This is a genomic window from Saccharothrix sabaoui, from assembly GCF_051756985.1.
GTDB lineage: Bacteria > Actinomycetota > Actinomycetes > Mycobacteriales > Pseudonocardiaceae > Actinosynnema.
Genome location: NZ_JBPKJK010000076.1, coordinates 1 through 21985, shown reverse-complemented (window position 1 = coordinate 21985; position 21985 = coordinate 1). Strand labels below are relative to the sequence as shown.

The following is a 21985-nucleotide window of genomic DNA, read 5'->3' as shown; positions in this document are numbered from 1 at the left end:
GTTGCAGCCCGGTCTCGTGGGAGCGGGCTGTCAGCCGCCGAGAGCCTGAATCGCCTGCATGCCCAGACCAGTGATCATCTCCAGGGCGATGGTCGGCACGGCCGTCTGCAACGTTTGCATGATGCTGTCGGTCAAGGCTCGCATCCGACCGCGGTCCGGAGTCGCGGCACTCGCCTGCTGGTGAAGTTCCTCGGCTTGGGCGTCGGCGGCTTGCCGGGCTTCCTCGTCCAGTCCGAGCACGGGCAGAGTCTGTCGAACGGCGCCGGCGAACTTGAGCACCTCGGTGGTGTCGAGCCCGGAGTTGACGTTCTGCTGGACGTTGGAGCTGGCGTTGGTGATGTTGCCGACGCTGTCGGTCATCGTGATCGTCGTGTTGTTGTGGGTCGTGTGGCTTGTGGTGGAGCGCCCACCACGGTTGAGGTATTGGTTCACGTCTCCCTCGAAATGGATCAGACAGTCGCGGCCTGCGGTGGTGATGCCGGGGCGGAGGGTGCCATCCTCGGCCTCGTCGACGCGCGCAGCGGTGATCAGACCGTGCCCGTAGAGGTAGGCGGCCTCCTTCTCCACCTCGGCTTTGGTGAAGTCGCCGCCGGGGTAACGCATGCCGTCGCCAGCGAGAAATCCGCTCCAGTCCGACACCCCGCGGTTGTCCTCCAACCAGCGCAGCATCCTGGTCCACAGCGTGCCCAGGCGGCGGACCGGGCTGTTCCGCTCGGCGATTAACTGCTGGGCCTTGGCCAGACCACTGCCGGTGAGACGACAGTCGGGACCACCGAAGGTGGAGCAGTCTCTGGCCAATCCCGTGCCGACGAGATACTCGACGACCAAGTGACCGTTCTGGATGTCGATCTCGTTCTCTCGGAGGTAGTCGGCGACCTCGTTCTCGCCGCTCTGCCCCAGGTGCTCCAGCAGCCCTCGGGCGTGGTGCTCGATGTCGATCCTCATGTGATCAGGCCTTCGTGTGAGCGTGCAGCCACGGGGATGACGCTGTCCCTGTAGCCTGCGGAAACAGGTTGTGACCGTAGACATTATCGAACACCCGTTCCCGTTTCGTCTCGACAGGCGCGCCTGTCGTCACCAGGGTCTGCAGGCGCGGGCGGGCGGCTGGTGAGGACCTCGGAGTGGTGGCCGGGTCGTTTCTCGGCCTCGGTGGCCAAGCGGCGGTCGGACCGTTGGCTGGCCTCGCGGATGCCGATGCAGATGGCCGGGTAGTGATCCAGCGGCTGATCACATAGGCTTCGAGGTTTTCTGGAACGGCCGGTAGACGCGGTGGCGATGGCGCAGCGTCCTCGGCGCGGATCGTCGCATCGTGGCCGCCACCGCAGGCGCTTGCTGGTCCGAGGATTGAACCCAGGCGTCGACCGCGAGCACGCGCTTTGTCCTGTCGAGTCCGCCGGCGGTGAGCTGTCCATCCCCGACGGTCGTCGCGAAGGCATCGTGGTTGAAGTCGCCGTGATGCCGACGTCTTGGGGAATCTCATCGCAGCGGGAGAAGTGCACGGGAAGTTCCGGGTGACGTGTCCGCCACCCGGATCCGTCGTCGCGGCGGGTCGGTCACAACGGGCAGGTCCGCTGGTCGATGCCGAACAGGTCCCACGGCTCTACGTGCTGGGTGATCTCGTCCGGTGCGATCGTGCAGATGTCGGGTGCCCAGGCGAGGAACCGCTCGCCTTGCGGGGCGGCGATGTCGAACCGTCGTGCCTCGGGACCGTGTTCGGGTGCCGGTCCGAGGTCGCGGGTGGAAGCGCGAGGGTGCCACACGACGAAGGCGGGCATCGGGACCTCAACTCCCGCCAACGTCATCGTCTGCGGTTCGTTCCGGATGAGGCAGCTGTGTTCGCCGGTGGGCAGTTCGCCGCGGGGGTCGATTCGTGGGCCGATAGAGCGGGCGAGTTCGGCGACTCGTCCTTCGTGGAGTCGTCGCGCGACCCGAAGCAGGACGCGTTCTTGATAGCCGACAGCGGTAGGGCGGCCCAGGCTTCGGCCGGTGAGGGCTCCGATGGCCAAGACGTCTTCGAGCGTGTCGATGACCACCCGGAGTTGTTCGGTGTCCTCGGCGGTGAGGTCGGTGGTGGTGAAGGTCAAGTGCGGTTCCTCGTCGTGTTCGCCGAAGAACGCCAGGGTGTGCGCCTCGCCCGTCCGCAGTTGGAAGCGGCACAGCGCCAGATGGGCCGTGTTGCTGTCGGTTGCGCTGACCAGCTTCATCGACGGTGGACCCGGCTGTCCGTCGGCCACCGGGAACCGTAGACGGCACACCACTCCGCCGGCGATCAGGACGTCGGCGCCCTGCCGATCCTCCGCATCGGCGGGGCGGGGCACGATGGCGGTGTCGTAGGCGGCCACCAGGGTTCCGTCGGCACGGTTGAGCATCACTCGCAGTCGTGTCGCCGAGCCCTGTCGGAGTGCCTCGACGGCGGTGAGATCACGCCAGGCTTCCCCGGGTTGCTCGCCGAAGTCCGCCGTAGTCGCCCCGGTCCCGGCGGGCGCGACGCGGATGATGCCCTCCTCGACGATCTCCGAGCCCACGACGACGTCGCGTTCCCAGTCGGCGGCGTCGAGCACGACCACGCCGGCGTCGCGCAGCTTCTCCACGTAGCGCAACGTCCGTACTACCAGCTCGGCGATCCGGCAGTAGTAGCGCACCGCGGCCAGGTAGCGCTGCCGCATCGGGTAGTCCAGGGCGTTACGTCTGCGCTGGTCGGGATCGACGTGCACGAGGTCGATGTACATCCATGCCTCGGCCAGGAGCACGTTGGACACCGGGGTGAGTGTGTCGGGAACCTCGGTTCCCCTCCATTGGACCAGCCCGTAGGTCTTGCCGGTCGTGGTCGTCTTCCACGCTTCGCGCAGCTCGTTCAACTCTTCACGGTACTGCTCGACGTCAGGGGCCGGACTCGTGTCGAGCAGGCGCCTCAACGCCTTGGTGACCTTGAAGTGGTGGACCGACTCGTCCCCGAGGAGCAGCGGGCGGACCCGCGTGGCCAAGGATTCGAAGACCTCCTCGTCGGGAGGAAGGCGATGGCGGATCCGACTTGTTCCGTCCGGGCGCAGGTGTACGTCGAACCGTTCCTGGGCGAGATCGGAGAGGATGGTGGGGTCCTGGACGAGCGAGTGGGCCTGGATGCGCCGGGCGCGGACGATGAAGGCGCCGACGACTTCGTGGTGACTCGGTGACACCCGGTCCATCATGCCGTGGCCCGTCCGCGAACGATGCGGCCGCGGTGATTGGTCTCGTCGTACTGCATGGAACGACCCACGTGGCGTCCCGTCGGTAACCGGTGGGTGGTGACGACGCAGCATCCTCGGCGCCGCCTTCCGCATCGTCGATGCCACCGCGCACGTGGTGGTCCGCTGCTTGGACCCAGGCGTTGACGGCGCGCTCGCGCGCCTCGTCCTCGTCGCGTCTTGCGGTTGTGAGCTCTACAAGCACCACCGCTCGGTGGTTGACGAGCTCGCCATGACCAGGCCGATGGACGGGAACGCATCGGACCGGGCTCCATGGCACATCGACGACGAGCCGTCGATGTCGGTAACGGTCAGTCCTGGCACGGTACTGCTGGTCCAACAGCCGGTCCCGCCGCTGGATCTTCCAGACGGAACCTACCGCGAGGGTGAATACCGGCCGTGCGAGTGCGGTAGCGGGTTGAAGTGGAAATTTTGCTGCAAAGACCTTGATATACCGCAGTAGTCGTTCGCCGTGAACGATGAGGTCGTGGGCGACGTCGATGCGGGCGCTGCCCTCGAAGAACGGTCCGGCGTGACAGGCGGCGAGCTTGGTCTTGCGACGTAGGCAGGACAGGTCGTAGTGCTTTAGCGAGGCCGTGTTGGTCAGAACGTTAGCGACGAGATCCCGTCTTCGCGACAGAATGCGTTCATTGTTAGGTCGCATCCGTACCGCGACAGGAGTCGTCTGACGACAGGTGCTGCGCAGTTCGTGCGATCGGAAATCGTTCACTCCGTCGGGTGGGTGCCCGAAGGTTGGGCCTTCCACCGGCACGATGGGATGATACTGGAGCAGACCGTTGAAGTGCTGGTCGAATTGGGGACCGGCCGGCGCCGGGCGATCGCGGGATGCGCTCGGGATTAGTGGAAGCGCCGTAGACACCCGTCGGTGACGCCGCAGCACCATGCGCGGACGGTGCGGGTGATCACGGACCAGTGGTAGGACGTTTTCTTTGGCAGAGGGTTGGTTGATGCCCTCCTGCGGCTGGAGCACGCTGTCGTGGTGATTGTTGAGGCTGCGGTGCCTTCGGTGCTACCAGATCGCTTGAAGGGGTTACTGGAGTTCGGCGAGGAACGTGCTGATGGGCGGCTCGAACGCGATGGCGAGGTCCTCTGCGGTGCGGAGGTTGTCCGACATGCCGGTGGTGGCGAGTCTGCCGTGGGGCAGTGTCGCGGCTACGGCTTCGGCGATCGCCGTGGGGTGGCGTTGGTCGATGCCGGGGATCACCAGTGTCGGTGTGGTGGTGTGGGCCAGTTCGGTGAGGGAGCGGAGCAGGCGGTCGTGGCCGATGGCGGCGGCCGCGGCGACGCTGTCGGGGTCCGAGCGGGGGATGGCGTCGGCGACCAGGGTGCTGATCACGGGCGTGAGGGTGGGGAGGATCGGGGCCCATGCCGCCTGGATGCCCTCGGTGCGTACTCGTGCGGCGAAGGCGTCGAGGAACTCGACCTCCGCTGCCTTGGCGTGGTCGTCTTCGATGTCCTCGACGCTGATCAGCACGGCGGCGCGGACGCGCGAGGGGTGTCGGAGGCAGGTGCGCAGGGTGATGCTGGAACCGAGGCCGGTGCCGCCCAGGACGGTGGTCTCGACGTCGAGGTGGTCTAGCAGGGCGGTGACGTCGTCGGCGTAGTTGTTCCAGGTGTGCCTGCCGGGGTCGGTGCAGATCGATCGGCCGTAGCCGCGCACGTCGGGTAGGACCACGGTGTACCGGTCGGCCAGGGATCCGGCCAGTGGTAGGAGGCTGTGGTGGTCGGGCCCGCCGCCGTGCAGGAGTACGACGGGTGGGCCGTCACCGAGGGAGGCGGCGTGCAGTGCGCAGCCGTCCCGACCGCGGTAGGTGAAGTGTTCGGGTGGGTGGGTCATCGGCTCAGTGGTGGTAGGCGTGCACGACGGCGTGGCCGCTGCCGCGTCCGATGAGCCACTTGTTCACCGGCACGGTGACCACGAAGGCGACCGCGAGGGCGAAGGCGAGCGCTCCCCAGAACAGCCACGACGCCACGCCTGCCTCCATCACGCCGGGGACGGTGAGCATCACGGCGTTGTCGACGATCTCCATGACGGCGATGGAGATGGTGTCGGCGGCCAGGGCCACCTTCAGCGCGCGGCGGAAGCCGACACCGGCCTTGAGGACTCCGCGCATGGTCAGGGCGTAGCCGAAGACGAACGCCAGTCCGACCGCCAGTACGACGGTGGCGAGGTTGTTCCAGCCCAGCGACGTGCCGATGATCATGCCCAGGACTTCGCCGATGGCGCAGCCGGTGAGGCAGTGCAGAGTGGCCGAGGCTGCCATGCCCCACCCCGCGCGGGGTGGGTGTCCTTGGTGGGTGTTGTGCTCTTGGTGGTGTCCGGCATGTTCTGTGTTCATACGTCGACCCCTCTCTGTGTCCTGGGATTGTCTCGTCAGCCGGTCGAGGCGGCCTCCTCCGACTGGAAACCGGTCTTCGCGTGGGTGCCGTCGCAGAACGGCTTCGTCGCGGATCTGCCGCATCTGCAGAGCAGGACGCTGCGGCGCGCGGGGACGTCGAACGCGTTGCCGGCGTGGTCCACCAGTCTCATCGGTCCTTTCACCTGATAGGGGCCCGAGTTCACGACTTTGATCACTACTTCTGGCTGTTCCTGGTCCACGTCGGCCTCCCTCGCAGTCAGGAGGTCTGCGGCGCACCAGGCGAGGTGCGCCGCAGACCGTCATATCAGGACGCGATCTTGTAGCCGGCCTCCTCGACCGCGGACTTCACGTTCGTCAGGTCGACCTGATCGCCGATGACGGTCACCTTTCCGGTGGCGATGTCGATGTCGACGTCCTCGACTCCGGGGACCGACGAGACCGCCGCGGTGACCTTGCCGACGCACGAGTTGCAGGTCATGCCGCTGACGTTGATCGAGTTGTTCTGCATCGGTGCTCCATGGCGGGAAGGTGGGGTGGACGCTGGCAGCGGAAACGTTCGTCGAACGCGGCCAGTATGGGGTACCCCCGTACCGTATACCGGACGGTTGGTGACCGGCAACTCCACGAGGCGACTGCTGGCGGGCAGTAGTCCTGAGGTGCGCAGGCGGCCATGTTCACGGAGCCGTTGCTCGTCGACCTCTCGCGAGGTCATCGGCGGCGTCGGGCGTGCTCACCGGTGCGACGCGACGGTGGCGGCGCAGAGGATGTGCCGCGCACCTGCCAGTGGGAAGGGTGCACCGGGTTGCGGCAACCGGGATGGGAATCGAAGTCGGTTCCGAGGCTGCGGGTCGCGCTGGAGACAGCCTCCCCCGAGCACCGCGGTGCGGTCTGTGCGGCAGGCTGGTGGTGTCGGGCGTGGATGCTCCGCGCGCCGGTTCCGGCGCGGCCACGCGCAGGTCGGTCATGAGATGACGAAGTAGGTTGCAAGCACCCGGAGTTGTTCTACGTCGTCCGGTACGACACGAGTACCGGCCGACGGACCGCGTGCCCGGCACGACGTCTGCGTTCAGGGATGTCTGGAGCGATCCTCGCCGCTCCGGGCATCACCTGGAGTCTTGTGTTGCACTTCCGTGTGGAGTGCTCACCCTTCGATGCGTCGGATGGTGTTGATCGGCCCGATCGAGTCGATGTCGGCGATCTTCACCGGGACACCCTCGGTGGAGGCGTGCACCGCGCGGACGCTGTCGACCGCCATGGCGACGTGGTGCTGGTCGGCGTAGTAGATGATCAGGTCGCCCGCCTTGACCTCGCCGCGGGAGACCGGGCGTCCGATGCCGGCCTGGCCGTAGGTGGTGCGGGGGATCGAGATGCCGGCGGCGCGGTAGGACTGTTGCATGAGGCTGGAGCAGTCCCACTGGTCGGGGCCGTTGGCGCCGAAGACGTAGTCGTCGCCGCGCTGGGCCAGGGCGTACTCGAGCGCCTTTCCGGCGGTGCCGGCGGGGACGGGGATGCGGGTGGTGTCGCCTGGACTGGCGAGCGTCGCCTTGTCGGCCGAACTCAGCCGGTCGTACTGGGCGCGCGCGTCGGCGACCTGCTTGTCCAGGTCGGATTTGCGCTGGGCGATGTCGTCCAGGATCTTGGTGGCCGCATTGGCGGCGTCGGTGGCCCGGCGTTGGGCGTCGTCGGCGTCGGTGACCGCCTTGGACAGCCCTGCCAGGGCCTCCGCGTTGTCGTCGGCCAGGATGCCGAGCGCGGACATCCGGTTCAGGTAGTCCTGCTGAGAGTTGCTGACCAGCAGCGCGGAGAGCTGGTTGAACCGGGCACCTTCGAAGGAGGCCTCGGTCAGCAGGTCGACCTGGCCGCGCAGTTGCTCCTCTGCCTGGCGCGCACCGGTGAGGTCGCCGTTGGCCTTGTCCAGCTCGCCCTGTTTGGCTTTGAGGTCGTCCTGTGCCCGCAGGTGCTCCTCGTTGAGCTTCTCGGCTTGGCCGGCCAGTTCGGTGTACTTCTTCAGCGCCTCGGAGGCGTTGGACGGCACCGCTGGGTCGGCTGCGGCTTGTGGTGCGGCGATACCGGCTGTGAGCACCGCGGCGGCGGTGGCCGCCAGCGCGGCCCGGACAGTGCGCTGAGCGGGTGGGGACGCCACGATCGCGCAAGCCTCCTTCGTGCGGTAGGTAATCCGAATGGGTGACCCCGGATCGGGTCTCGGACAGGCTACGGAAGGACGCGGCGTTCGTCCACTATCACGGATAGTAAGATCGACTGCGATGAGGCACATGAGGAAGCGGTGGACCGTTTTCCGGTCGACGCCGGGAGCACGTGCCATCGCCTCGTCGAGCCCGGGTCATGGCACGGACCTCCCGGCTCCGACTGTCCGTCACCCGAGGGAGGCAAGAAGTTCCCGGCACGCCTGTTCGCAGTGTCGGCAGGCTTCGGCGCAGATCCGGCAGTGGTCGTGCATCCCGGAGTGTTGGCCGCACTCGTCACCGCACGACTTGCAAGCCGCTGCGCACGCTTCGAGCACGGCGCGGGCGAGGTTGGCGTCGTAGCCGGTGTGCCGGGACAGGACCCGACCGGTGGTGGCGCAGATGTCCGCGCGGTCCAGGTTGGTTCGGATGCACTTGACCGGCTCTGCGACTCCGGCCTCGCTCAGGCAGGCGTCCGCGCAGGCGGTGCACGCCTGTGCGCATTCGAAACACGCCTGGATGCACTTCGCGAGGGCCTCTCGGTCCACCTTGCCGAGGTCGGCAGGGTAGGCGCGGAGCATCTCCTGTGTCGTGGTCGCGACGACCTCCTGATTGTCGTAGTGGGCGAGTCCTGCGTACCGGTACGGGGAGGGGGTTGACGGTGCCCGCCGGATCACTTGACAGAGGTACCCCCCGGGGGTATCTTTTCGTTTGTGAGCAGGGCGCCCGCCCCGAGGGTCTACTCGCGAGTAGTTTGAGGTTCGTCGGGCGGATGAAGGAGCGGACATGCGGGGATACACGAGCGGCAAGGACGACTTGCTCAAGCGGTTGCGTCGGGTCGAGGGCCAGGTTCGCGGGTTGCAGCGGATGGTCGAGAACGACGAGTACTGCATCGACGTGCTCACGCAGATCGCCGCGGCGACGAAGGCGCTGCAGGCGGTGTCCCTGGGCCTGCTCGACGACCACATCCGGCATTGCGTCGCCGATGCGCTGAACGCGGGCGGCGAGAGCGCCGAGGAGAAGGTGCGCGAGGCCAGCGAGGCGATCGCCCGCTTGGTGCGTTCCTGACAACGAACAGGAGTTACCGGTGATCGAGAGCAGTTACACCGTCGTCGGCATGACCTGCGGCCACTGCGTGGCGTCGGTGACCGAGGAGGTGTCGCAGATCCCCGGCGTGACGAACGTGGATGTCGACCTGCCGACCGGCGCGGTCAAGGTGACCAGTGCGACCCCGGTCGAAGAAGCGGACGTCAAGGCCGCGGTCGAGGAAGCGGGCTACGCGCTCGCCGGCTGAATGCCGATCCACCCGGAGCCCGCCCGCGCGGCGGGCTCCCCAGCTCAAGGATTGAGATGAACACAGCAGCGAAGCTCTCCGCCTACGGTGCGGTACTCGCCCTGGTCGCCGGTGGCGCCTGGGCGGCCGGAAGCGCTGTCGGTCCCTTCACCGTCGAAGCCGCCCCGAGCGGTCACGACGGCGAGTCCGGTGCCGAGGGCACCGGCCACGGGGACGACCACAGCGGCACCGTCGCGGAGACCGCGCAGGACCAGCCCGCGGGGCTGGCGTCGTCCAGGGGCGGTTACACCCTCGCGCCCACCGACACGACGCTGACCACGGGGAACAACTCCTTCTCCTTTCGTGTCCTGGGCCCCGGCGGCACGGCCGTCACCGCCTTCGACGTCGAGCACGACAAGCGGATGCACCTCATCGCGGTCCGTCGCGACACCTCCCACTTCCGGCACGTCCACCCCGAGATGGCCCCGGACGGCACGTGGACCGTGCCCTTCGACGTCCCGGAGGCCGGGAGCTACCGCGTCTTCGCCGACTTCAAGCCCACGGGTGCCGAGGTGACCACGCTCGGTGTCGACGTCAACGCGGCGGGTGCGTTCGAACCGCGCGCCCACGAGCCTTCCCGCGTCGCCGAGGTCGACGGTTACCGCGTGCAACTGGACGGCGACCTCGTCCCAGGCACGGCTTCCCCGATCCGCCTGACCGTCACCAAGGACGGCGCACCGGTCACCGACTTGCAGCCCTACCTGGCGGCGTATGGTCACTTGGTGGCGTTGCGCGAGGGCGACTTGGCCTACCTGCACGTACACCCGGAGGGCGCACCCGGTGACGGGAAGACGCCCGCCGGTCCGAGCATCGCGTTCGTGGCCGAGGTGCCGTCCGCCGGTGGCTACCGGCTGTTCCTGGACTTCCAGCACGACGGCGTCGTGCGCACCGCCGAGTTCACCGTGGACACCACCGGTGTCGAGCGGCCGGCGCAGACAACCACCACGGCATCCACGCCCACCGCGGGCGGTCAGGTGGAAGAGGAGGAGCACGGTCATGGCTGACATCGAACTGGCGATCACCGGCATGACCTGCGCCTCGTGCGCGGCCCGGATCGAGCGCAAGCTGAACAAGCTTGACGGTGTGACCGCGACGGTCAACTACGCGACCGAGAAGGCGCGCGTCACCTTCCCCGAGGACGTCGACCCGCAGACCCTCGTGGCCCAGGTCGAGGCGGCCGGCTACCAGGCCGCACTCCCCGCCGCCGAACCCGAGCGAGCCGACGCGATCGAGGTCGATCCGACCACGGCCCTGCGGCAACGGCTGATCGTCTCCACCCTGCTGGCGGTGCCCGTGATCCTGCTCGCGATGATCCCGGCTCTGCAGTTCACCTACTGGCAGTGGATCTCGCTCACGCTGGCGGCTCCGGTGCTGGTGTGGGGCGCGTGGCCGTTCCACCGGGCGGCGTGGACGAACCTGCGGCACGGCGCGGCGACGATGGACACGCTGATCTCGATGGGCACGATCGCGGCGTTCGCGTGGTCGCTGTACGCGCTGCTGTTCGGCACCGCCGGCACACCCGGCATGACGCACCCGTTCGAGCTGACCGTGCAGCGCACCGACGGCGCTGGCGCGATCTACCTCGAAGTGGCCGCGGGCGTGACGGTGTTCATCCTGGCCGGCCGGTACTTCGAGGCTCGGTCGAAGCGGCGGGCGGGTGCGGCGCTGCGGGCATTGCTGGAGTTGGGGTCGAAGGACGTCGCCGTGCTGAGGGACGGCCGCGAGGTCCGGATCCCGATCGGCGACCTCACCGCGGGCGACCGGTTCGTGGTCCGGCCGGGCGAGAAGATCGCCACCGACGGCGTGGTGGTCGAGGGCAGCTCGGCGGTCGACGCGAGCATGCTGACCGGCGAGTCGGTGCCGGTCGAGGTCGGCCCGGGTGACGCGGTCGTCGGCGCGACCGTCAACGCCGGTGGACGTCTCGTCGTCACCGCCACGCGGGTCGGGTCCGACACGCAGCTGGCGCAGATGGCCAGGCTGGTGGAGGACGCGCAGAACGGCAAGGCCGAGGCGCAGCGCCTCGCCGACCGGATCTCGGCGGTGTTCGTCCCGGTCGTGATCGCGCTGTCGGTGGGCACGCTGGCGTTCTGGCTCGGTGCGGGCGGGGGAGTGTCGGCGGCGTTCACGGCGGCGGTCGCGGTGCTGATCATCGCGTGCCCGTGCGCCCTGGGCCTGGCCACGCCGACCGCGCTGCTGGTCGGTACCGGGCGCGGCGCGCAGCTCGGCATCCTGATCAAGGGGCCGGAGGTGCTGGAGTCGACCCGACGGGTCGACACCGTGGTCTTGGACAAGACCGGCACCGTCACCACCGGCCGGATGAGCCTGGTCTCCCTGCACACGGCGTCCGGCGTCGAGGAGGATGAGGTGCTGAGGCTGGCCGGTGCGCTCGAGCATGCCTCGGAGCACCCGATCGCCAAGGCCGTTGCCACCGGTGCTGCCGAGCGGGTGGGCGACCTGCCCGAGGTCGAAGGGTTCCAGAACCTGGAGGGCCTGGGGGTGCAGGGCGTGGTCGATGGTCACGCGGTCATCGTCGGCCGTGAGCGGCTGCTGGCCGAGTGGGGCGTGCACTTGGACGACGACCTGGCCGAGGCCAAGCGTGCCGCCGAGGCCAAGGGCCGCACCGCGGTCCTGGTCGCGTGGGACGGCGAGGCGCGAGCCGTCCTGGTCGTCGCCGACACCGTCAAGGCCACCTCCGCCGAGGCCGTCCGGCAGCTGCGCGCGCTCGGGCTGACGCCCGTCCTGCTGACCGGTGACAACGAAGCCGCCGCGCGGGCCGTCGCGGCCGAGGTCGGCATCACCGAGGTCATCGCCGAGGTGCTGCCGAAGGACAAGGTCGACGTCATCACGCGCCTGCAGTCCGAGGGCAAGGTCGTCGCGATGGTCGGCGACGGCGTGAACGACGCCGCCGCCCTCGCCAAGGCCGACCTGGGCCTGGCCATGGGCACCGGCACCGACGCGGCGATCGAGGCCAGCGACCTGACCCTCGTGCGAGGCGACCTGCGTGCCGCCGTGGACGCGATCCGCCTGTCCCGCCGCACGCTGGCCACGATCAAGGGCAACCTGTTCTGGGCGTTCGCCTACAACGTCGCCGCACTGCCCCTGGCGGCGGCCGGCCTGCTCAACCCGATGATCGCGGGTGCCGCGATGGCGTTCTCCAGCGTGTTCGTGGTGTCGAACAGCCTGCGCCTGCGCGGCTTTCGCACCACCGCTACGGACACTGGGACCCCGTCGGTCCAGGTGAAGGCGGAAGAGCGGGAGTTGGCCGAAGCAGTGTGACCCACCTGGCGTCCGGAGCGGTCTGCACGACCGTTCCGGACGCCTTGCATCACGTGCCGAGAAGTGCGAGCAGAGGACCGGTCAGCAGCCCCAGCAAGACGGACACGGTGGCCGTCACGTAGGCGGTGCGCACCGCCCAGCGGCTGATCTCGGGTGCGGCCGACTCCTCACCCCGAAACGCCGGGCCGATCCAACTCAGGTAGTAGAAGACGCTGGCGACCGTGTTGATGGCGGCCACGACGACGAGCCACACGAGGTCGGCTTCGAAGGCGGCGGTGAACACGGTGAGCTTGCCCGCGAAGACGACGGTCGGCGGTGTGCCGACGAGGCCGAGCAGCAGCACGACGAGGCTGACCGCGAGCCATCGGTGGCGGCGGATCAGACCCCGGTAGTCGGTGAGGACCGTTGCGCGGGGTAGTGCGCACACCACGGCGAACGCGCCCAGGTTGGTCACGGCGTATCCGCCGAGGTAGAGCAACACGCTCGGCAGCGCGAGTTCGCTGCGGTCGACCGCGGCGACGCCGACGAGCAGGTAGCCGACCTGGCTGATCGTGGAGTACGCCAGCAATCGGCGGACGTTGTCCTGGAAGAACGCTGCCAGGTTGCCCAGCGTCATCGTCACGGCGGCGATGACCGCGACCAGAAGCGCCCAGTCCACCCGCGTCTGGCCCAGCGGCACGGCGACGAACCGGTAGATCGCGACCACCGCGCCGATCTTGGGCACCGTCGTGATGAACGCCGCGACCACGGGCTTGGCTCCCTCGGTCACGTCGGGCACCCAGAAGTGGGCCGGCACCGCGCCGGCTTTGAACAGCAACCCGGCCAGCACCGCGATCGCACCCACAGCCAAGGCCGCAACGGGTGCGTCCGCAAGCCCGCTGCTCAACGCGGTGTACTCGGTCGCACCGCCCACGCCGAAGAGCACCACGAGCCCGGCCAGCATCGTGACCCCGAGCAGGGCTCCCATCAGGTAGAACTTGAGCGCCGCCTCGGTGCCGGGCGCGTCCTTCGCGAAGCCCGCCAACGCGTAGAGGGGGATGCTGGCCAGCAAGTAGCCGGCAGCCAGCAGCATGAGGTCGCTCGACCCGGCCAGGAGCACGCTGCCCAACGCGGCGAGCAACAGCAGCACGACGAACTCGCTCTCCCGCATCGCACCGCGGACCGAGGCCCCCGCCAAACCCAGGACCAGCAGCACGGACACCAGCACGGCGACCCGCGTGGCGTTGGTCGCGACGTCCACCACGTAGGTCTCACCGAACACCGCCATCGGCTCGCCGTTCCACACCGAGGCCGTCACGACCAGACCGGCCCCGCAGGCGAGCGCGGCCAGCAGCCGCACCAGCCACTGCCGGTGTTTCGGCAGGTAGGAGCCGAGGAGCAGGCCGAGCACGGCGGCGACGGCGAGCAGGATCTCGGGCAGCAGGGCGAGGGGGTTCTCGTCCATCATCTCCACGACGGTGTCACCCACCGAGGATCGAGGTCAGCACCCGCGAGGCGGGCTCGATGAGGTCCAGCAGGAAGCGCGGGAACAGCCCGATGACGACCGCGAGCACGATGAGCGGTGCGATGGAGACCGCCTCCGGGGCGGTCAGATCCCGGAACGGGCCGTTGGGGGAGCGGAACGATCCCATCAGCAACTGCTGCAGGGCGCGGAGGAACAGCGCGGCCGTGATCAGGATGCCCAGGAAGGCCACGGCCGTGGATATCGGTGCGCCGCCGAGCGAGCCGGTGAAGATCTGGAACTCCGCGATGAACCCGGAGAAGCCCGGCAGCCCCAACGAGGCGAACGCGGCCAGACCGGTCAATCCGGCGAAACGCGGCGCCTGCGCCGCCAACCCGCTGTAGCGGTCCATCTCGTAGGTGCCGCCGCGTTCGTAGAGCACGCCGGCCAACAGGAACAGCGCACCGGTGATCAGGCCGTGGCTCACCATCTGGGTGACCGCGCCGGTCACCGCCAGTTCACGGGCCTGCGCGTCGGACGACGAGACCACCCCGGCAGCGCCGACGGCGAGGATGACGTACCCCATGTGGTTGACCGACGTGTAGGCGATCATCCGCTTGAAGTCGCGCTGTGCCAACGCCACCAACGCCCCGTACACGACGCTCACCACCCCGATGACCACGAAGACCATCGCGTAACTCCGCCAGGTTCCGGGCAGCGCGGGCATGGCGATGCGCACGAAACCGTAGGTGCCCATCTTCAACAGCACACCGGCGAGGATCGCCGATCCGGCCGCCGGTGCTTCGGTGTGCGCGGGCGGTAGCCACGTGTGGAACGGAATGGTCGGCGTCTTGATCATCAGCCCGAGAGCCAGCGCCGCCAGCACCAGGGCCGCCACGGTGCCCTTGCCCGCCAGCGGGTCCTGGCGGATCAGTTCGACGATGTCGAAGGTGTGTGGCGTGGCCGCGAGGTACAGGCCGATGAACCCCAGCAGCAGCGCCAACGAGCCGAGGAACGTGTAGAGGAAGAACTTCAGCGCCGCACGGGCCGCGTCCCGATGGCCCCAGCCGGCGATCACGAAGTACATGCCCACGATGGACAGGTCGAAGAAGACGAAGAACAGGATGAGGTCGAGCGAGACGAACAGCCCGAGGCACACCGTTTCCAGGAACAGGAACAGCGCCGCGTACGACCGGACCCGTCGCGTCTCCCGCGCCGAGTAGATCGCGCAGGCCAGGAACAGCACAGTCGTGAGCGCCACCAGCGGCAGGCTCAGCCCGTCGACGCCGACGTGGTAGCCGGAGTCCACGCTCGGGATCCACCGCCGGTCGACCTCGTAGGCGAACCCGGATTCCCCAGGTCGGTAGCCGATCCACAACGCGACGACGAGCAGCACGTCCAGCGCGCTCACCGCGATCCAGACCGACCGCACGACCCGGTCTCCGATCCGGGGCAGCGCGAGCAGCGCCACCGCCACCGCGACCGGTAGGAAGACCACGATGCTGAGCACGTTCACCTCATCCTCGTCCGACGACGATCGCCAGCAACGCGAGCACCACGAGGGCGACCACGGCTTGGGCGTAGTAGTGGTGCAGCTGGCCGGTCTGCGGCCGCCTGGCCACACGGCCGAGGCCACGTGCGACGCTCGCGATCCATCGCACCAATCGGTCCACCGACCAGTCGACCTTCGCGTCGGCGACACGCGCCACCGCGCCGCTCAATCCGGCCGTCACGCGCACGCCGCCGTCCACGACCCGGTCGTCGAATCGGGCGAGCAACCCGGCGAGCACGATCACGGGCGTGCCGAAGCCCCGGCGCACCCCGGCGTCCAGCACCCGGTCGTCGAAGCGGGCCAGCAATCCGGCGAGCCCGACCACCGGCGTGCCCACGCCCCTGCTCACCAGGGTGTTCATGTACAGCCATGTCGACAGTGCGCGCGACCGACCACCGAGAACATCCGATCCGTCACGGGTCGACGACGCCGCCGACCCGACCGCGACCAAGGCGATCACCGCGGACAGCACGGTCTCCCACCACCGGGAATCGCCCAAGCCGAACACGGCACCCAGTCCCACCGCACCGACCGCCAACACGGGCAGCGGCCACTGCTGAAGGCGTGTCACCACCCTTGTGCCGCGTTCCTCGGTGTCGAACTCGGGGTTCACCGCCGGCGGTCCCCACAGCAGGAACAACGCCCGGCCCGCGTACAAGCCGCTCGCCACCGCCGCGGCGAGTCCGACCACGTACAGCGCGATAGAAGAGTGCAGCGCCGAGCTCAGCACAGCGTCCTTGGTGAACCAGATCGACAACGGCGGCACGCCGGCCAGTGCGGCCGCTCCGACGCCGAAGCTGACCCCGACCACCGGATAACGCCGCCCGACGCCCCGCAACGCGTGCAAATCCTTGGTGCCCAATGCTGAGAGCCAGGCACCCGCACACAGGAACAACAGGCTTTTCGTCGCCGCGTGCGCGACCAGTTGTCCGGTCCCGGCCGCCACGCCACCCGCTCCTGCGGCGAGCACCATGAACCCGACCTGGGAGCACGTCGAAGCGGCCAGCAACTGCTTGAGATCCCGCTGCACCACGGCCACCGCGCCGAGCACCAACGCCGTCAGCGCGCCGACCCACGCGACCACCGCGGCCGCCCAACCGGTCGCACCGAGCAGCGGCTGCACCCGGAGCAGCAGGTACGCGCCCGCCGCCACCATCGTGGCCGAGTGCAGCAGCGCGGACACCGGGCTCGGGCCGGCCATCGCACGGGACAACCAGAAGCTGAACGGCAACTGCGCCGACTTGCCGAGAGCCGCGACGACCACACCCGTCGCCGCCACGTCCCGCCACCCCGGCTCGATCCCCGGCAGGTCGGCCAGCACAAGTCCGCCGGAACCACCGGCCAGCATCGCACCGGCGGCCAGGTAGAGGCCGAGGTCGGCGGTCCGCGTGGTCAGGAACGCAACGCTGCCCGACGCGACCCGGTTCTCGTCACGCCACCAGAAGCCGATGAGCGCGTAGGAAGTCGCACCCATCACCTCCCACGACATCAGCAGCGCCGTCATCGTCGTCGCGGTGACGGTCACCAGCATCGCGCCCGCGAACAGCAGCACCAACCCGAAGAACCGGGCGCGAGCGTCATTGATCTCGCCGGCCGAGAAAACCAGCACAGCCAGCAGCACGGCGGCCACGGTCAGCACCATCACCGCGGACAGCCCGTCCACCGCCAGCCCGACCGGAAGACCGTCGAGCAGCGGTGCGGACGCCGCCGGTCGAGAGACCGAGGCCCACACCGCCAGCGCGAGCACTATGACACCGGTACCCACGGCGGCAGCTGGAGCCAGCCGATCCGCTCGTCGCCCGACGACGGCCAGTGCCGAGCCGATCAAGACCGGCACGCCAACGAGCATCCACAGCAGCACGCCGTCAGCCCTTCAGGTCCGCGGCCATGTCGGTCATGTCGACGTCCCGGCTGCGGAAGATCGCGGTGGTGACGGCGAAACCGACCGCCATCTCGATGGCCATCGCGGTCACGGCCAGCAGCACGATCACCTGCCCGTCGCCGCGGTCGGGCGAGGTGTGGAACCAGAACGCGGCGGCGCCCACGATGACCGCGTTCACCATCAGCTCCAACCCCATCATGATCATCACGATGGACTGCTGGGACAACGCGCCGTACAGCCCGACGCTGAACAGCGCGGATGCGAGCAGCAGGAAAGCCTGGAGGCTCATCGGCCCAGACCTCCCCGGATCGGGTCGTGCGGGCGTTTGCGCTCCAGCCGGTCGCCGTAGCGGTCGTAGCGGCCCCGGTGCGTGGCCAGGACGACCGTGCACACCATGGTCGCGAACAACGCCAGGCCGAGCACGATCATGACCAGCATCTTCGAGCCCATCAGGGCCTCGCCGAGCTGCATCGTCGGGTCCTCCGGCCGCGGAGCGGACGATGTCGGCCACGGTGTGAGCAGCACACCTGACGCGAGCAGGACGAACGTGCCGATAGCGATCGTCAGCGAGCCTTTCTGGTTGTGCACCATGGTCATCGGCATCAGTCCCGCCGGGTTCATCATGTACATGATCATGAAGACCGCCATGACGACCATCTCCATGATCATCATCAGGATGACCAGCACACCGAGGTAAGGCAGGTCCAACAGCAGCACGGTGCCCGCCGCGAAGATGAACGACGCCAGCAACGCGAACGTCGCGCGGGCCATCGAGTCCACCCGGAACACGGCGATCCCGGTCGCCACGGCGAGCACCGAGCACACCCAGAACAGCACGTCACGCCACACCGGAGATCACCCCCACACGACCACGACGGACACGAACAACGCCTGCAGCAGGGCTGCCGGGATCAGGACCATCCACGCGACCTCCTGGAACCTGTCCACCCGGATGGTGGGGAGCCGGCGCCCGACCCACACCAGCAGCGCCAGCACGGCGGCGGTCTTGACCACCGACCACAGCCAGCCGGGCAGCAGTGGCCCGTGCCCGCCGCCCAGGAACAGCGGCACCGCCATCGCCGCGCCGGACGTGAGCAGCAGCCACCGGCCGGCGACGAACACCAGTCGGTCGACGCCGGACAGCTCGGCCAGCGCACCACCCGCGACGTCGACGCCGGTGGCCTGGTCGAACGGCCGGAAGAACGCCATGGCCGGCACCGACACCAGGTAGACGACGAACGCGATCGGCATCCACACCACGAACCACAGGTCGTCCTGCGCCGCCACGATGTCGCCCACTCGCAGAGACCCCGCGCCGAGCGCCGCCGTGATCAGCGCGAACATGTGCGGCAACTCGTAAGCCAAGCCCTGGGCGACGAACCGGTAGCCGGCCACCAGGCCGAACGCCGAGTTCGCGCCCCAGCCCACCAACCACACCGCCGCCCAGGCGACGACCTCCATCGCGTTGAACCACACGACACCAACCGACAGGTCGCCGACCACCCAGTCACCCAGCGGTGTGGCGGCCGACGCCAAGACCGCCGCTACCAGCAGCACAACCCCGCCCGTTCGCCACAGCGTGGAGTCGGCGGCGAGCGTGCCGCGGCGTTGCTGCACCAGGAGCCCGGCTGTGGCACGGAGTGGTCGGGCGAGGTCGAGCGGCGCACCCGAGGCCTTCGACGCCAGCGCGGAGTCCAGCGAGGCAGCTGCCAGCGCGAAGGCGATCAGGACCAGCGGCAACAGCAGGCCGCCCCACCACGCTGTCTCCTCAACCATGCGCGTGCACCCGCCGGCCGAGGTCCAGGCCTACGCTGGCCACGATCAATCGCGCGGCGGACAACTCCGTACCGACCAGCAGGTGCGGGAGGACGTCCGACGAGAGCGTTTCGTCTTCTCCCTCGATCCAGCGGTAGAGGCGACCAAGGGCATCGCTGCCCTCGCACTCGCCGACACCCGCCAGCGACCACCGCAGCGTCCGGGAACGCCGCACCCGCCTGGCCCATCGGTCCAGTCGGGGCTCGGGTGTCCACCCGGCCAAGATGTCGTCTCGCAGGCGTCGTGCGGTGGTGGCCGCGTCCTGCCAGCCGGCGACGGACAGCAACCTGGCCGCGCTGTCGAGCCGGTGGACGAGCGCAGGGTCGGCAACCTCCTGGCGCCACGACGTGTGATGCGCACCGGCGAGCAGTTCGACCTGTGCCTCTTGGACCACGTCTCCTTGCAAGACCGTGTGAACGATGAGACCTTCCGGCCAGTCCGGCAGGGCCGGGCCCAGCGGAACGTGCAGCACATCGAGCATCAGACCGTCGCGGTCGGTCGCGCGGTCCGCCATGGGCACCCTGCCGGGCATCTCCATGCCGGACATGTCGTGTCCGTGGTGCATGTCCTGGCTGTGGTGACCGCTGTGCGTTGGATCGGGTTCCTGCCCGCTGTGATGCTCTCGAGTATTGTGCTGGTGATCCGCCTCGTGCTGGTGGCCACCGTGGTCCATCCCCGGCGTGGCGGACCCGCAGGACATGCCTGAGCCGCAGGACATCTCGTGCACGTCCTCAGGAAGCTCCGCCGGTTGATGAGCGGCTTCGTCGCGTTGGCGCACCCGGTCGTGCAGCCGAGCGGCTGCGGCGTCCAGTGCGGTCGGCGCTTCTGTTGCGGCGGTGACGTGGGTGCGTGTCCGTGGAAGGGGCATGGCGTTCCACACGCGGTCGATGGAGGCGTCCAGTCCGGATGCGGGCGGGCCGGCGACGACCAACACGTTTCCCTCGGCGGGACTGCTCGCGGTCGACCAGCCGCGCTCGCGGACAACCCGTTCCACGGCGAAGCGAGCGAGGGTTCCGCCGGGGGTGGCGATGACGAAGGGCCGCGGGGGAGTGCGCCTGAGGAACCACTCGATCAGGTCCATCGGAACACGCCTTCCCGCCAGGCGTACCAGACCCCGGCCATCAACACCGCGAGGAAGAGGAACATCTCGACCACTGCGGGCGTGCCCAGCTCCGCCACGACGAGCGTCCACGGGTACATGAAGACCATCTCCATGTCGAACGCGAGGAACACCATCGTGATGGTGTACCAACGCACGTGATAGCGGGAGACCGCGTGCTCGCTCGGCACGTGCCCGGACAGGAACGGCGACGCCTCGACCATCGCCGCGCTCAGGCGGAACAACGTGGCCGCGCCGTACAGCGCCGCCACCGAGGCGGTGGTCACCGCCAGCAGTGTCACGAGGCCGGTCATGTTCCCCGACTATCCACGGTCGTAGATTTTAGGGGTCGGACGATCGACTCGCGACCGATGCGATTGGCAACGTCAATGGCAGGCGACCAGGATGACGGCCAGCAGTCCGGTGAACGCGGCGATCACCGGGATCACCATGGCCGCAACGCAGGCCGTTCCGTAGACCAGCAGGCTACGAGCCGAATCAGGTCGGCGACGCGGGCCGGCCAGGAGTTCGAGCCTCACGTCGACCGAGTCCCGGCCCATCGCGAGCGCCGAGCCCGGTGCGCCGTTGCCCGACACGCCCAGCAGGGCTGCCCGGACGGCGTCGACCCCGCAGGCGCGGACGGCGGCGGCGTCGGCGGCGAGTTCGACCAGTTCCCGCACGACGGCGGGCGCGCGGCGGAACAGGGGGAGGAATGGCAGCACGGTCGCCAGCGCGTCACCGGTGGCCACGAGGGGGTGGTGCCTGCCTCGCAGGTGGGCGCGCTCGTGGGCGAGCACGGCGTCGACCTGTTCGGGCGTGAGTCGGCGGCGGAGGCCTTCGGTGGCGACGACGACGCCCGGCGTGCCGGCCAGGCTGAAGGCCAGCGGCTCGTCGTGGTCGAGCCAGAGCGTCGTCGGTGAGCCGGGTTCGCGACGGGCGGCGACGCGGAGCGTCGCCAGGTGGTCCCGGCGCCTGCCTGCCCGCCGGCGTGCGCCTCTCATGCTCACGACGGTCAGCCTGCTCAGGAGTGCGACCAGCAGCACCAGGCCGATGACGCCGCCGGCTGCCTCGATGCGTGGCGTCATGCCATGGGCCAGCGACGACCAGCACTCGTGCGCCAAGGCCAGCGCGTGGGAACCGTGGTCGGGCAGGAGGAGCAGCGTCACGGCCAGGGCGGCGGTGGTCACGACGCTCACGGCGCAAGCCAGCCATGCGAGCAGCGGGACGAGCGGGTCGGTGCCACACGCGACCAGGCGCACCAACTGACGGGGTGCGAGCACGCCCATCAGCCCTGCCGTGACCAGCAACGCGGCGGCCACGGTCATTTCTTGCACGGCTTCCTCGGCAGCGCCTTGCGGAGCAGTTCGGTCTCGTGCTCCGACGCGGAGCGCGCGAAGTGCAGCAGCGCGCCGTCCGGGTCGCCGGAGGCGTTGACCAGCTCGCGCACGGCGTTCGCCGCGGCTTCGGCACGGCTCGTCATCGGCTCGTAGTGGTAGGCCTTGCCGACAAGTTCGCGCTGGACCCAGCCCTTGCGGTGCAGGTTGTCCAGCACGGTCAGGACCGTCGTGTAGGCGAGCTGCCTGCCGGTGTCGAGGTCGTCGAGGACGTCACGGACCTTCATCGGCTCGGACGCGCGCCACAGCACGTCCATCACCGCTTCTTCCAACTCGCCCAGCCCGTGCATCATGCCCCCTTCGACCACGACATGTTACGTGGTCGAAGGGGCCCTCAGAAGACGCGACCTCTACTAGTCGATATAGTAGGAAAGGGTCCGCGCTGCCCGCGCGGCCCGTGTCCGT

The 21985-nt window shown here is 68.9% G+C and carries 22 protein-coding genes; 4 read left to right on the top strand and 18 right to left on the bottom strand.

Annotated elements, in window-relative coordinates; translation table 11 throughout:
• Positions 1–30 precede the first annotated feature (30 nt).
• The 8 genes from ACR807_RS23210 to ACR807_RS23175 form a co-directional block, all read right to left on the bottom strand.
• Positions 31–945, bottom strand: coding sequence for a hypothetical protein (locus ACR807_RS23210; protein WP_438923492.1), 915 nt, complete (start codon positions 943–945; stop codon positions 31–33).
• 608 nt (positions 946–1553) lie between these two features.
• Positions 1554–3188, bottom strand: a complete 1635-nt coding sequence (locus ACR807_RS23205; protein WP_438923491.1) for a hypothetical protein — start codon at positions 3186–3188, stop codon at positions 1554–1556.
• 1087 nt (positions 3189–4275) lie between these two features.
• Entirely contained in the window at positions 4276–5082 is an 807-nt protein-coding gene (locus ACR807_RS23200; protein ID WP_438923490.1) for an alpha/beta fold hydrolase, read from the bottom strand.
• A 4-nt stretch (positions 5083–5086) separates the two neighbouring features.
• Positions 5087–5509, bottom strand: coding sequence for a DUF4396 domain-containing protein (locus ACR807_RS23195; RefSeq protein ID WP_438923489.1), 423 nt, complete (start codon positions 5507–5509; stop codon positions 5087–5089).
• Between the two features lie 110 nt (positions 5510–5619).
• Positions 5620–5844, bottom strand: a complete 225-nt coding sequence (locus tag ACR807_RS23190; protein WP_438923488.1) for a CDGSH iron-sulfur domain-containing protein — start codon at positions 5842–5844, stop codon at positions 5620–5622.
• Between the two features lie 65 nt (positions 5845–5909).
• Positions 5910–6113 (bottom strand): heavy-metal-associated domain-containing protein, encoded by a 204-nt coding sequence (locus ACR807_RS23185; RefSeq protein ID WP_438923487.1) that lies wholly within the window; start codon positions 6111–6113, stop codon positions 5910–5912.
• A gap of 633 nt (positions 6114–6746) precedes the next feature.
• Positions 6747–7748 (bottom strand): C40 family peptidase, encoded by a 1002-nt coding sequence (locus ACR807_RS23180; protein WP_438923486.1) that lies wholly within the window; start codon positions 7746–7748, stop codon positions 6747–6749.
• Between the two features lie 231 nt (positions 7749–7979).
• Entirely contained in the window at positions 7980–8369 is a 390-nt protein-coding gene (locus ACR807_RS23175) for a four-helix bundle copper-binding protein (protein ID WP_438923485.1), read from the bottom strand.
• Positions 8370–8574: 205 nt separating this feature from the next.
• On the opposite strand from ACR807_RS23175, the gene ACR807_RS23170 reads away from it, so the two are divergent.
• From ACR807_RS23170 to ACR807_RS23155, 4 genes are read left to right on the top strand one after another with little or no spacing between them, the layout of a single operon-like run.
• Positions 8575–8856, top strand: a complete 282-nt coding sequence (locus ACR807_RS23170; RefSeq protein ID WP_438923484.1) for a metal-sensitive transcriptional regulator — start codon at positions 8575–8577, stop codon at positions 8854–8856.
• A gap of 19 nt (positions 8857–8875) precedes the next feature.
• A complete protein-coding gene (locus ACR807_RS23165) occupies positions 8876–9082 on the top strand; it encodes a heavy-metal-associated domain-containing protein (protein ID WP_438923483.1) in 207 nt (68 codons plus the stop codon).
• Positions 9083–9138: 56 nt separating this feature from the next.
• On the top strand, positions 9139–10125 hold the full coding sequence (locus ACR807_RS23160; RefSeq protein WP_438923482.1) for a DUF8832 domain-containing protein: 987 nt from the start codon (positions 9139–9141) through the stop codon (positions 10123–10125).
• Complete coding sequence (locus ACR807_RS23155; protein WP_438923481.1) at positions 10118–12397, top strand: heavy metal translocating P-type ATPase; 2280 nt, start codon at positions 10118–10120, stop codon at positions 12395–12397. Before ACR807_RS23160 ends, ACR807_RS23155 begins: the two co-directional genes overlap by 8 nt.
• Positions 12398–12446: 49 nt before the next feature.
• Here ACR807_RS23155 and ACR807_RS23150 read toward each other — a convergent pair whose 3' ends face one another.
• The 10 genes from ACR807_RS23150 to ACR807_RS23105 all read right to left on the bottom strand — a co-directional run bounded on the left by ACR807_RS23150 (position 12447) and on the right by ACR807_RS23105 (position 21870).
• Entirely contained in the window at positions 12447–13865 is a 1419-nt protein-coding gene (locus ACR807_RS23150) for an NADH-quinone oxidoreductase subunit N (RefSeq protein ID WP_438923480.1), read from the bottom strand.
• Positions 13858–15348 carry a complex I subunit 4 family protein gene (locus tag ACR807_RS23145; protein ID WP_438923507.1) on the bottom strand — a complete coding sequence of 497 codons (1491 nt, stop codon included), beginning with the start codon at positions 15346–15348 and terminating at the stop codon, positions 13858–13860. The genes ACR807_RS23150 and ACR807_RS23145 overlap by 8 nt, the downstream gene beginning before the upstream one ends.
• A 7-nt stretch (positions 15349–15355) precedes the next feature.
• The gene (locus tag ACR807_RS23140) at positions 15356–17251 is read right to left on the bottom strand and encodes an NADH-quinone oxidoreductase subunit 5 family protein (protein WP_438923479.1); all 1896 of its coding nucleotides are present in this window, start codon (positions 17249–17251) and stop codon (positions 15356–15358) included.
• Between the two features lie 4 nt (positions 17252–17255).
• A complete protein-coding gene (nuoK, locus tag ACR807_RS23135) occupies positions 17256–17561 on the bottom strand; it encodes an NADH-quinone oxidoreductase subunit NuoK (protein WP_438923478.1) in 306 nt (101 codons plus the stop codon).
• Positions 17558–18121 (bottom strand): NADH-quinone oxidoreductase subunit J, encoded by a 564-nt coding sequence (locus ACR807_RS23130; RefSeq protein ID WP_438923477.1) that lies wholly within the window; start codon positions 18119–18121, stop codon positions 17558–17560. Before ACR807_RS23130 ends, nuoK begins: the two co-directional genes overlap by 4 nt.
• A gap of 6 nt (positions 18122–18127) precedes the next feature.
• Positions 18128–19048: an NADH-quinone oxidoreductase subunit H gene (locus ACR807_RS23125; protein WP_438923476.1), complete on the bottom strand. Its 921-nt coding sequence runs from the start codon at positions 19046–19048 to the stop codon at positions 18128–18130.
• Positions 19041–20168, bottom strand: a complete 1128-nt coding sequence (locus ACR807_RS23120) for a hypothetical protein (RefSeq protein ID WP_438923475.1) — start codon at positions 20166–20168, stop codon at positions 19041–19043. The genes ACR807_RS23125 and ACR807_RS23120 overlap by 8 nt, the downstream gene beginning before the upstream one ends.
• Positions 20159–20500: an NADH-quinone oxidoreductase subunit A gene (locus ACR807_RS23115; protein WP_438923474.1), complete on the bottom strand. Its 342-nt coding sequence runs from the start codon at positions 20498–20500 to the stop codon at positions 20159–20161. The genes ACR807_RS23120 and ACR807_RS23115 overlap by 10 nt, the downstream gene beginning before the upstream one ends.
• Positions 20501–20572: 72 nt before the next feature.
• The gene (locus tag ACR807_RS23110; protein WP_438923506.1) at positions 20573–21511 is read right to left on the bottom strand and encodes a M56 family metallopeptidase; all 939 of its coding nucleotides are present in this window, start codon (positions 21509–21511) and stop codon (positions 20573–20575) included.
• Positions 21508–21870 (bottom strand): BlaI/MecI/CopY family transcriptional regulator, encoded by a 363-nt coding sequence (locus ACR807_RS23105; protein ID WP_438923505.1) that lies wholly within the window; start codon positions 21868–21870, stop codon positions 21508–21510. The genes ACR807_RS23110 and ACR807_RS23105 overlap by 4 nt, the downstream gene beginning before the upstream one ends.
• Positions 21871–21985: the final 115 nt, after the last annotated feature.

Coding starts and splice junctions, on each gene's coding strand:
- ACR807_RS23195 (WP_438923489.1), bottom strand. CDS start 5,509: ATGGCAGCCTCGGCCACTCTGCACTGCCTCACCGGCTGCGCCATCGGC.
- ACR807_RS23170 (WP_438923484.1), top strand. CDS start 8,575: ATGCGGGGATACACGAGCGGCAAGGACGACTTGCTCAAGCGGTTGCGT.
- ACR807_RS23205 (WP_438923491.1), bottom strand. CDS start 3,188: ATGATGGACCGGGTGTCACCGAGTCACCACGAAGTCGTCGGCGCCTTC.
- ACR807_RS23155 (WP_438923481.1), top strand. CDS start 10,118: ATGGCTGACATCGAACTGGCGATCACCGGCATGACCTGCGCCTCGTGC.
- ACR807_RS23110 (WP_438923506.1), bottom strand. CDS start 21,511: ATGACCGTGGCCGCCGCGTTGCTGGTCACGGCAGGGCTGATGGGCGTG.
- ACR807_RS23105 (WP_438923505.1), bottom strand. CDS start 21,870: ATGCACGGGCTGGGCGAGTTGGAAGAAGCGGTGATGGACGTGCTGTGG.
- ACR807_RS23115 (WP_438923474.1), bottom strand. CDS start 20,500: ATGACCGGCCTCGTGACACTGCTGGCGGTGACCACCGCCTCGGTGGCG.
- ACR807_RS23185 (WP_438923487.1), bottom strand. CDS start 6,113: ATGCAGAACAACTCGATCAACGTCAGCGGCATGACCTGCAACTCGTGC.
- ACR807_RS23175 (WP_438923485.1), bottom strand. CDS start 8,369: ATGCTCCGCGCCTACCCTGCCGACCTCGGCAAGGTGGACCGAGAGGCC.
- ACR807_RS23120 (WP_438923475.1), bottom strand. CDS start 20,168: ATGGACCTGATCGAGTGGTTCCTCAGGCGCACTCCCCCGCGGCCCTTC.
- ACR807_RS23210 (WP_438923492.1), bottom strand. CDS start 945: ATGAGGATCGACATCGAGCACCACGCCCGAGGGCTGCTGGAGCACCTG.
- ACR807_RS23160 (WP_438923482.1), top strand. CDS start 9,139: ATGAACACAGCAGCGAAGCTCTCCGCCTACGGTGCGGTACTCGCCCTG.
- ACR807_RS23125 (WP_438923476.1), bottom strand. CDS start 19,048: ATGGTTGAGGAGACAGCGTGGTGGGGCGGCCTGCTGTTGCCGCTGGTC.
- ACR807_RS23200 (WP_438923490.1), bottom strand. CDS start 5,082: ATGACCCACCCACCCGAACACTTCACCTACCGCGGTCGGGACGGCTGC.
- nuoK (WP_438923478.1), bottom strand. CDS start 17,561: ATGAGCCTCCAGGCTTTCCTGCTGCTCGCATCCGCGCTGTTCAGCGTC.